Source organism: Acinetobacter sp. YH1901141 (genome assembly GCF_013416935.1).
GTDB classification, from domain to species: Bacteria; Pseudomonadota; Gammaproteobacteria; order Pseudomonadales; family Moraxellaceae; genus Acinetobacter; species Acinetobacter towneri.
Genome location: NZ_VPEY01000051.1, coordinates 1 through 7,128, shown reverse-complemented (window position 1 = coordinate 7,128; position 7,128 = coordinate 1). Strand labels below are relative to the sequence as shown.

7 protein-coding genes are annotated in these 7,128 nt (G+C 37.8%); 4 read left to right on the top strand and 3 right to left on the bottom strand.

Annotation, left to right across the window (positions count from 1 at the left end; genetic code table 11):
- Positions 1-345: 345 nt before the first annotated feature.
- Together FTV52_RS14080 and msr(E) are read right to left on the bottom strand one after the other, a co-directional pair.
- Positions 346-1,230 (bottom strand): Mph(E) family macrolide 2'-phosphotransferase, encoded by an 885-nt coding sequence (locus FTV52_RS14080; protein ID WP_000155092.1) that lies wholly within the window; start codon positions 1,228-1,230, stop codon positions 346-348.
- Positions 1,231-1,285: 55 nt separating this feature from the next.
- Entirely contained in the window at positions 1,286-2,761 is a 1,476-nt protein-coding gene (gene msr(E), locus FTV52_RS14075; protein WP_000052512.1) for an ABC-F type ribosomal protection protein Msr(E), read from the bottom strand.
- Between the two features lie 1,158 nt (positions 2,762-3,919).
- Between msr(E) and repM the strand changes: the two genes are divergently transcribed.
- Both repM and FTV52_RS14065 read left to right on the top strand, forming a co-directional pair.
- Positions 3,920-4,849, top strand: a complete 930-nt coding sequence (gene repM / locus FTV52_RS14070; RefSeq protein ID WP_004871874.1) for a replication initiation protein RepM — start codon at positions 3,920-3,922, stop codon at positions 4,847-4,849.
- A complete protein-coding gene (locus FTV52_RS14065; protein WP_005265043.1) occupies positions 4,846-5,142 on the top strand; it encodes a hypothetical protein in 297 nt (98 codons plus the stop codon). Before repM ends, FTV52_RS14065 begins: the two co-directional genes overlap by 4 nt.
- Here the strand turns inward: FTV52_RS14065 and FTV52_RS14060 are convergent.
- The gene (locus FTV52_RS14060; RefSeq protein ID WP_004871868.1) at positions 5,139-5,423 is read right to left on the bottom strand and encodes a hypothetical protein; all 285 of its coding nucleotides are present in this window, start codon (positions 5,421-5,423) and stop codon (positions 5,139-5,141) included. The two genes, FTV52_RS14065 and FTV52_RS14060, sit on opposite strands and share 4 nt — an antisense overlap.
- A gap of 208 nt (positions 5,424-5,631) precedes the next feature.
- On the opposite strand from FTV52_RS14060, the gene mobQ reads away from it, so the two are divergent.
- Entirely contained in the window at positions 5,632-6,603 is a 972-nt protein-coding gene (gene mobQ / locus FTV52_RS14055; protein ID WP_004856449.1) for a MobQ family relaxase, read from the top strand.
- The gene (locus FTV52_RS14050) at positions 6,600-7,097 is read left to right on the top strand and encodes a hypothetical protein (RefSeq protein ID WP_004856450.1); all 498 of its coding nucleotides are present in this window, start codon (positions 6,600-6,602) and stop codon (positions 7,095-7,097) included. The genes mobQ and FTV52_RS14050 overlap by 4 nt, the downstream gene beginning before the upstream one ends.
- Positions 7,098-7,128 lie beyond the last annotated feature (31 nt).

Genomic DNA, 7,128 nt, shown 5'->3' with positions numbered 1-7,128 from the left:
GTGAGAATAATGAGGAAAAATTGCTACTCGTTTGAACCGAGTAGTGTCAAAGAAAAAACGTATGACTGGTGTCAGATCGACCCTAAAAAATACTAGTTGATCGGTACTTTGCTTGGTTTTTCTCATTACAAATCAAATTACAGCAAGCGCAAAGTTGCCCGACTTTGAAACATGGCTTTAGCCATCTTTCAAAGCATCGAGCTGAAATTTCGCATAAGAAATTTTATGTTAAATGATTGTTAGAAATGCCCCTTGATCGAGGCATTTTCTATAAAGAATACTAAAAACTAATTAAAGCCAACCAAGTTTCAAAACAAGGCAGTTCTCAGCAATCATATTTTTAAATTATATAACTCCCAACTGAGCTTTTGCTCCAACGATAAGGCTTTCATTTTGAGTTTCTAAGGCAAATAAACCATACATCAAAGGAGAGGCCGCTGCTCTTTCTAAAGTCTGTTCATATAGTTTATTCCAAACTTTACCCCCTAGTTTTTCATACTCGATGATTAGAGTTTTGAGGCTTTCTTCTCCAAACAAAGTTACATGCCCAGCAAAATCAATCGCTGGGTCATCTATATGGGCTGTTGACCAATCAATAACGCCTGAAACAGCTCCATCCTTTGAAGCTAGTACATGCCCAGCATATAAATCGCCATGTATAAATTGGGTGAAATCTGCCCATAGAACATCATTATCCAACCATTTTCTGTAGCGGGTTTCCAATTGCTCACTTATACCAATTTCAGATTTTACTAACTGCAAATTGTTTGCTATTTCAGGTCTTAAATCTGAAGGTTTCATAATTTTCAAATCATTTTCCCGAACTTCTTTTTCAGGAATACTATGGATTTCAAATAAGGTTTTTGCCAAAGATGTTATGTATTTCGGGCTATCTTTGTCCATATTCCAAATTATTTCATAGGTTTCAGCATCCAAATTTAAAACAGGATTATCTTTAAGTATGGGATAAGCCACTAATTCTGTAGATGAAATTCTCCAATCAGGAACCTCTACAGAAAGATGTTTTTTTACCAATTCTAAAATGCGTTTTTCTTTCTTGATTTGTTCCCTCATGCCATCACGACGAGGAATACGCAGCAACCATTGTTGCCCCTTTGTATCAAGAGCAAAAACGACCTTAAAATCAATGCCCATTTCATTGAAATTCATTTTGTCCGTAAGCAACAAGCCGTGTGCTTCAGCAAGTGATTGAATATCTTGAATTGTCATTTTTAATTTCCTTTAAAGAGTTCAATAATTAATGTTCGGATTAGATTGGCTATCATTAACAATCTCTCTCAAAAGTCTTGATGATTTTGTGGTCTTTGATCTCGTAGATAATGTCAGCAATATTATCGACCAATTGCTTGTCATGAGATACGAAGATAATAGTTCCTGCATAGGACTTCATCATTGTTTCTAATGCGGCAATACTTTTTAGGTCAAGATAGTTTCCTGGTTCATCCATAAGCAAAATATTATATTTTCCTAAAAGCATTTTGGATAAAAGCAGTTTGATGATTTCACCTCCCGATAAGTCGGATAAGTTTTTTTGAATATCATTCGCTCCGATCCCCATTGAAGCCAATACTGCACGAATTTCCGCAACTGTGTACTCGCACTCTTCCTGCATAAAGGAGAGCACAGATTTATGCGTGTTAAATTTATATCCTGTTTGTGTAAAGTAGCCAATTTCAGCTTTTGGAGATATGGTTAATCCATCAGCACGTTCTGATATCATTTTTAACAAGGACGTTTTCCCTGTTCCATTCGATCCAGTTATAGCGACTTTAGCGCCAAGCGGTATTATAAAGTTAGCGTCATCAAAGATAGTACGGCTACCAAATTTTAAGCTCAGACCATCTGCCGTAATCGGGAACTTATTGTGCAGTTCTAGGGCTGAACTTTGACGAAAACGAATAGAACGCAAATGCTCTGGTGCTTGAATATCTTCTAATGCAGCCAAACGCTTTTCCATACTCTTAGCTGCCTGATACAGTTTTCTTTGCTTGGTGCCAGTCATTTTTGCATGCCCAAGTCGTCCAGCACTTTCGGTAGAGTTTTTGGATTTTTCTCCTTTTTTCTTATTGTCTAATCGATTAGCTTGCTGGCGTTTTTCTTGCACAGCAGATTCTAATCGCTCCCGTTCCTTCATCATCAGCTCATATTCTACGGCTTGGTGTTGTCGCTCTTCTTCTTTTTGACGCAAGTAATCCGAGTAACCACCCCAATATTCCGTAATTTTACCGTCTTTTAACTCCCATATCTTGTCTACAACCATATCAAGAAAATATCGGTCATGACTGATAACAAGTAATGCTCCATCAAATGCTTTAAGTTGACCAATAAGTAGATCTATTCCATTGAGATCAAGGTGGCTGGTTGGTTCATCCGCTAGAATGCCATGTACTTGTTGGGAAAATGCGGCAGCAATTTTTGCACGAGTTTCCTCTCCGCCACTCATTGTGTCGTTTTGTACATTGGAAACACCAAGGCGAGATAACATTGCCCGGTCTTCGACCGTTTCTATTTCGATTCCGCCCAGTTGGCTGATATGTGCAAAATCACCAAAACGCTGTAATGTCGCTTCGGCTAAAACAATTTCGCCATTAAGTACTTTGAGTAAACTACTCTTTCCTGCTCCGTTATCACCCACAAGACCAATACGGTCATAAGAGTGAATTTCCAATTCATCAATATCCAAAACATCACGCCCAGCATAATCCAAGCGTATGTTTCTCGCTTTAATAATTAAACTCATTTTTATTTACTCCTGTTTAGCTCTTGAAATTTTTTATGCAGCAAACAGGATTTAGGTGAAAACAAAAGCTAGCATCACAGTGTCCTCCCAAAAAAAAAGCTATTCATCCACAGGGTGGACAAATAGCTAGTCAATTAAGTTATAACTGGAAACTATGCACTAAAAGCATACTTATAAATTAAGCATACTTTTACTTTATATATCCGCATATATTCTTAAAGACACAACAAAAGCCCACCATTATAAAATAGTGTCACTATGCAAATAGTTGTGTCTTAACGAATGCGGATAGAATGCATAAACTTACCTAAAAAATAAAATTCAGTTTTATGATAACTTTACTGTTAAAAGAAGTCTAGACAACCTTGTTTTATGCTTGGATATAAGGCTTATTTTAAAATAATAGTAGTGAAGATTTTCTAAAATTAACATAATACACCTTATACGAAATGCGTTATAATTATCTATAGAAATCAATGCTGTAGTTTCTAGTTTATAGCCCAATCACACCCGATTGGGCTTTTTTATGGATTTTTCACGTTCCACGCCTATTATTTAAGCAATGTTTCACAACTTTGGTTAGCTCCAGTAAATAATTAAAACCTAGATAATAAGAACCGAGCGAGTGTCTACGAGCGATTGAGCATCATCAAAATTTCGCCCTCGCCTTTTCTCTGATTACAAGCTCCCTTTCGATTTTAAACGGTAGCTACAGAGCATCCCGAATGGGTGCGAACTTTGGAGCTTTTGCTTTTCAAAAAGTATGAGCGAAGCGAATACATTACAAATGCTTTTGCTTTTAGATTTCACAACAGGATTAACTAAAAACTGCCCCACGAAGCGAGGAACGAGCTTCAATAGAGTACGAGCTTTAGCGAGTACATAGGGCAGTTTTTAGCACTCCCCTCTCGAAAGGCTTTTAATTATTTTTAAAGCTTTTAATGCTTTTAGACAGGTTGAAACCCTTGTGTAGTAAGTGTTACAGACTATATAAACGGACATTTGCTCTTGTATAAACGGACATTTGCTCTTGTATAAACGGACATTTGCTCTTGTATAAACGGACATTTGCTCTTAATTAAAAGACATTATAAATATTGACCTTAAAAAGATATTAGATTACATTGTCCTTTAATTAGATAATAATAAGTTCTTCTTATGAAAAATAGTTTAGTCGTGAAAGATAATGCTCTAATAAATGCCAGTTACAACCTAGAGCTAACGGAACAACGTTTGATCATGCTAGCTATCATTAATGCTAGAGAATCGGGACAAGGAATCACTGCGGATAGTAAACTGGAAATACATGCTAGTGACTACGCCAAGCTATTCAATGTATCTGCCGATGCGTCATATAAAGCTTTGAGAGAAGCTGTAAATAATCTGTTTAATCGTCAATTTAGTTATACAGCCGAATATAAAAAAACAGGCAAAGTCGGCATTGTTCGATCTCGCTGGGTAAGCCGTATATTTTATGTAGATGACCTAGCATTGTTAGAAATTACTTTTGCTCCTGATGTAGTGCCTTTAATCACACGATTGGAAGAACACTTTACAAAATATGAAGCTAAACAAGTTGCTCACCTAACCAGTAAATACGCCACTAGGCTTTATGAATTGCTGATTGCTTGGCGTGAAGTTGGAAAAGTTCCACAACTAGAACTTAGTGAGTTTAGAAACAGATTAGGTCTTGTTGATAGTGAATACACCGCCATGAGTGACTTTAAAAAGCGTGTGCTTGAACCATCAATTAAACAAATTAATGAGCATACTGATATTACTGTAACGTATGAACAGCATAAAAAAGGACGGATCATTTCAGGTTTTTCTTTCAAATTTAAGCAAAAACAACAGCCAAAAGTTGAAGCAAAAAGAGATCCAAACACGCCTGATTTTTTTATAAAAATGACCGATGCACAACGCCATTTATTTGCGAATAAAATGTCAGAAATGCCTGAAATGGGGAAATATTCACAAGGTACAGAAAGCTACCAACAATTTGCTATTCGTATCGCTGATATGCTTTTAGAGCCTGAAAAATTCAGAGAGCTTTATCCAATTTTAGAAAAATCAGGATTTCAGCCATGATTAAATTAAATAACCTATCAACCGATCTAAAGCATGTGACCGTTGAATACCTCGACATCGTAAATTATGAAATTGCGAGGGAAAATATATGCGGTTATATCTTCCTATTATCCCGACTATCCAAAAATGCCAAACCCACCGAAAAAATGCAGATGGAAAGCAAAATACAGGACTTAATTTACTATCGGGATCATTTGCAGATAGAGGACAAAGACAATATTCAAAAGGTTTTAAACACGCTCATTCCCGAGTATCAAGCCGAACAGAATAACCAAACAGCTAAGAAAAATTAGGCTTCAATGTCGGGCAAATCAAAAAGCTGTCGATCTCTATTTTCTGTTAAATATTCGTTGAGTTCAGCGAGTATTTTTTCTTTATTAGCTTCATTTGCCTGCATTTTCTTAATCAAGTAAGAACCGAGCAAAATTTTACGCCTAGTATCATCCTTGCGCTCCTGTTCTTTCTTTTTGGTACGTTCTCTTGCTTCAATAGCCTGTTTCTGTGCTTTTAACTGTTTCAGCTTCTCTAACTGGGCTTCAATTTTCTTTTCGATATTTTCAGCAGATTTAGTCATAACGGTTAATTTCGGAATATAGAAAACCACTCAAGCATAAGACCCTATGAATTGAAATTCAAGCGGGTAATATGCTATCGTGTTTTTCATGAAATGCGCACTTACGACTTGAACAAAGTTCAAGTCAAAGTTGCGCAAGGGGACACCCCTTAACCCCAAAAAACTGCTACGCAATTTTTTAAAAGCAAAAGCACCCCAAGGCGACTGCATGGCAATTTATCATTGTTCCACTAAAACGGTGAACCGAAGTTCGGGGCGAACTGCGGTTGCATCATCTGCATATCGTGCAGGGGAAAAACTAGAAGATGAACGCACAGGACTGACCCATGACTTTACGAGAAAAGACGGTGTCGCCCATTCTGAAATTCTGTCTAATTTAGATATTGAAATTGACCGTGGTGAACTTTGGAACTTGGCAGAAAAAACCGAAAACCGTAAAGATGCCCGAACCGCTAGAGAATGGGTCATTGCCCTACCTGATGAATTAGACGCTGATCAACGTAAGGACTTGGCAAAAGACTTTGCCAGGTCCTTAGTTGATCGCTATGGAGTGATCGCAGATTTAGCCATCCATGAACCCAGCAAAGGCGGTAATGATAAGAATCATCACGCCCATATCATGCTTACCACCCGAAAAGCCGAATTGGACACGGACAATAAACTCACCCTGACCACCAAAACCGATATTGAACTCAGCAACGCCAAACGAAAAAGCCTTGGTATGGGTACAACCCAAGACGAAATTAAACAGATTCGGGAAACGTGGGCAAATTTAGCCAATCACGCATTAGAACGAGCAGGCTACCGAGAAAAAATAGATCACCGCAGCTATGCCGATCAGAATAACGGACTACAAGCCACCATCCATGAAGGCACTAAAGTCACCCAATTACGCAGACAAGGCATAGACACTGAAATCAGCCGTTTTAATGACAATGTGAAACAGCAGAACGCCCAACAGCTTGACCAACAGAAACAGCAGAAAGAGAGCGTTTTACAGCGTGGTTTAAACCGTGTCGATCAAGGTTTTGATCAATGGCAGAAGAACCAAGAAACCAAACGTCTAGAACTGGAACGCCAAGCGGAAATGAAACGACAGCAAGAATTAGATAAACAACGAGCCGAGCAAGCACTCCGCAAGGCATATCAAAAACTAAGTAGAGGCGGAATGTCATTATGAGTAATCAAAATGATTTAGATGACCAGTTATATATTTTATTGGCATCCATGAAGGAATATCGAGAAGCCATAGCAGACGATAAGAAGCGATTAGAGCAGTTTTACAACCAAGTCGCTAGTGGAGTGCTAGACAAGGCTGAAAAATCGCTAGAAAACACAAATAAGAAGCATACAGGTGCATTAAACAACAGTATTCAGGCATTAAACGAAGCTACAAACAGGCTCAACTTAAAACTTATCTTTATTTTTGCCAGCACGTTTGTTGCTGTGATGATGGTGTTCATTTTGGCTATCTTTTTATACATACCAAGCAAAGACGAAATTGATGAACGTAGAGCAGATATGGCTGTACTAAAAAAATATCCGCTACAAATTCGAGAAAGTGATGGTGAAACATTGGTGAGAATAATGAGGAAAAATTGCTACTCGTTTGAACCGAGTAGTGTCAAAGAAAAAACGTATGACTGGTGTCAGATCGACCCTAAAAAATACTAGTTGATCGGTACTTTGCTTGGTTTTTCTCATT